Source organism: Amycolatopsis rhizosphaerae (genome assembly GCF_007713715.1).
Classification (GTDB): Bacteria; Actinomycetota; Actinomycetes; order Mycobacteriales; family Pseudonocardiaceae; genus Amycolatopsis_E; species Amycolatopsis_E rhizosphaerae.
Map to the genome: position 1 here is coordinate 1 of NZ_VJWX01000704.1, position 2,744 is coordinate 2,744.

Consider the following 2,744-nt stretch of genomic DNA (forward strand, 5'->3'; position numbering starts at 1 on the left):
GCCTTGACCCCCGGCCCGGCCGGGCGGGCGGTGCCGTGAGGGGTTCGCCGCGTGAGTCCCACCCTCCGCGCTTCGAGTCCCACCTTCCGGCGCTTGTGTCCCACCCTCCGGCGCTTGTGTCCCACCCTCCGGCAGCCCGAGTCTCACGTTCGGCCCGTGCGAGGGCGCCTTTCTCCGCGGTGACCCGCCTGCAAGCAGGGCTGCGCGGCACCCATCCCCGCCTGAGCGGGCAACTCACCTGCACGAGGGTGGGACACAAGCGCACCAGCGTGGGACTCGCCCGGCGGACGGGCCGGGCACTGCCGAGCCGCCCGGACCCGCCAGCGGCCCCAGCCGCCGCGTGCTCAGCCGCGCCGCCGGTCCACCGCTGCCGCCAGTGTGGTGAGGAGATCATCGGTGGTGGCCCAGTCGAGGCAGGCGTCGGTGATGGACTGGCCGTAGGTGAGTGCCGAGGCCTGGCCCAGCACGAGGTCCTGGCGTCCCGCCTCGAGGAAGCTCTCCAGCATCACGCCGACGACGCCGCGTTCACCTTCACCGATCCGCTGCGCGAGTTCCCCGGCCACCACGGCCTGCCTGCGGTGGTCCTTGGCGCTGTTGCCGTGGCTCGCGTCGACGATCACCCGCTGTGGCAGCCCCGCCTTCGCCTGCCGGGCGAGCACGTCGCGCACGGTCTCGGTGTCGTAGTTCGGGCCCGCCGAGCTGCCGCGCAGGATCACGTGGCAGTCCGGGTTGCCGGTGGTGGTGATCAGCGCCGCGAGGCCGTCGGCGTTGATCCCCGGGAAGACGTGGCTGGCCGCCGCCGCCCGCGTCGCGTCGACCGCCACCTGCACGTCGCCCTCGGTGGAGTTCTTGATCCCCACCGGCATGGACAGCGCGCTGCACAACTGCCGGTGGACCTGGCTGGCCGCGGTGCGCGCGCCGATCGAGCCCCAGCTGACGGTGTCGGCGATGAACTGCGGGGTGATCGGGTCGAGGAATTCGCAGCCGACCGGCAGCCCCAGCGCGGAGATGTCGAGCAGCAGTTTGCGCGCCAGCCGCAGGCCGCGGTTGACGGCGTAGCTGCCGTCGAGCCCCGGATCGTTGATCAGGCCCTTCCAGCCGAGCGTGGTCCGTGGCTTTTCGAAGTACACCCGCATGATCACGTGCAGCCGGTCGCGGACGGCCTCGGCCTTGGCGGCGAGCCGCCGCGCGTAGTCCATGGCGGCCTCGGGGTCGTGCACCGAGCACGGCCCGACGACGACGAGCAGGCGGTCGTCGTCACCGTTGAGGATGTCGACGGTGGCGGACCGGCCCTCGGCCACGGTCTTGGCGATGGCGGCGTCCATCGGGTGTTCCTGGCGCAGCAGGGCGGGGGAGATCAACGGGCTGACGCTGTGTGTTCGCCGGTTGTCCAGCGTGGGCAGCGTGTCGGCGGGGCCGGCGGTGAGCGGCATGGCGGGCGTTTCCTTTCGCGACCGGCCCGCCGTCGAAATCCACCGAGCCGGTCTGTTCATCCGGCTCGAGGGTGGAAGGTTCAGCGCACGGCAGCTTCGCCGGCTGGCCCACCCAGGGCCGGCCCGCTAAACCAGAAATACCGCGGCATGGGAACGACCCTACCAAAGCGGCCTCCGCTTTACCGATCAAGGGTGACCACGGCTACGCTGAAGCCGGGAAATGTGATCCAGGACAAGTTCGAAGGGGCTGAAAAAGATGCGAGTGGGGGTGCTGACCGGTGGCGGTGACTGTCCCGGTCTGAACGCGGTGATCCGCGCGGTGGTCCGCAAGGGCATCGAAACCCACGGCTGGGAGATCGTCGGGTTCCGCAGCGGCTGGCGCGGGACGATGACCGGGGAGAGCCGGGTGCTCGGCCTGGCCGACGTCGAGGAGATCCTGACCCGCGGGGGCACCATCCTCGGTTCTTCCCGCACCAACCCCTACCAGGAGGAGGGTGGGGTCGACCGGATCCGGGCGGTGCTCGCCGAGCAGCACATCGACGCCCTGATCGCGATCGGCGGCGAGGACACCCTCGGCGTCGCGAAGAGGCTGACCGACGAGGGCATCGGCGTGGTCGGCGTGCCGAAGACGATCGACAACGACCTCGCCGCCACCGACTACACCTTCGGGTTCGACACCGCGGTGCACATCGCCACCGAGGCCATCGACCGGTTGCGCACCACCGCCGAGTCGCACTTCCGGGCCCTCGTGGTCGAGGTGATGGGACGGCACGCGGGCTGGATCGCGCTGCACGCCGGGCTGGCAGGCGGGGCGAACGTGATCCTGGTGCCCGAGCGGCCGTTCTCGGTGGACCAGGTGGTCGAGTGGGTGGAGCGCCGGTTCGAGCGGATGTACGCGCCGATCATCGTGGTCGCCGAGGGTGCGCTGCCCGAGGGCGGTTCGGAGGTGCTCACCAGCGGGGAGAAGGACGCCTTCGGGCACGTCCGGCTCGGCGGGATCGGCACCTGGCTGGCCGACGAGATCGCCTCGCGCACCGGCAAGGAGTCCCGTGCGGTGGTGCTCGGGCACGTGCAGCGCGGGGGCACGCCGACGGCCTACGACCGGGTGCTGGCCACCCGCTTCGGCCTGCACGCGGTGGACGCCGTCGCCGACGGCGACTTCGGGGTGATGGTGGCGCTGCGCGGCACCGACATCGTGCGGGTCAAGCTCGCCGAGGCGACCGCCGAGCTGAAGACGGTGCCTGCCGCCCGTTACGAGGAGGCCGAGGTCTTCTTCGGCTGAGACCGGCGGAAACCGCCGCTTTCCCGGCG

Annotated in this window: 2 protein-coding genes; one reads left to right on the forward strand and one right to left on the reverse strand. The window is 71.5% G+C overall.

Going from position 1 to position 2,744, the window contains the following annotated elements; all coding sequences use genetic code 11:
- Positions 1 to 344 precede the first annotated feature (344 nt).
- Positions 345 to 1,433 (reverse strand): 3-deoxy-7-phosphoheptulonate synthase, encoded by a 1,089-nt coding sequence (locus FNH05_RS35790; protein WP_144593272.1) that lies wholly within the window; start codon positions 1,431 to 1,433, stop codon positions 345 to 347.
- A gap of 256 nt (positions 1,434 to 1,689) precedes the next feature.
- Between FNH05_RS35790 and FNH05_RS35795 the strand changes: the two genes are divergently transcribed.
- Positions 1,690 to 2,715 (forward strand): 6-phosphofructokinase, encoded by a 1,026-nt coding sequence (locus tag FNH05_RS35795; protein ID WP_144593273.1) that lies wholly within the window; start codon positions 1,690 to 1,692, stop codon positions 2,713 to 2,715.
- The last annotated feature ends 29 nt before the right edge of the window (positions 2,716 to 2,744 follow it).

What these genes read in the sequence shown, in the direction of transcription:
- FNH05_RS35790 (WP_144593272.1), bottom strand. Translation starts at nt 1,433, where the DNA reads ATGCCGCTCACCGCCGGCCCCGCCGACACGCTGCCCACGCTGGACAAC.
- FNH05_RS35795 (WP_144593273.1), top strand. Translation starts at nt 1,690, where the DNA reads ATGCGAGTGGGGGTGCTGACCGGTGGCGGTGACTGTCCCGGTCTGAAC.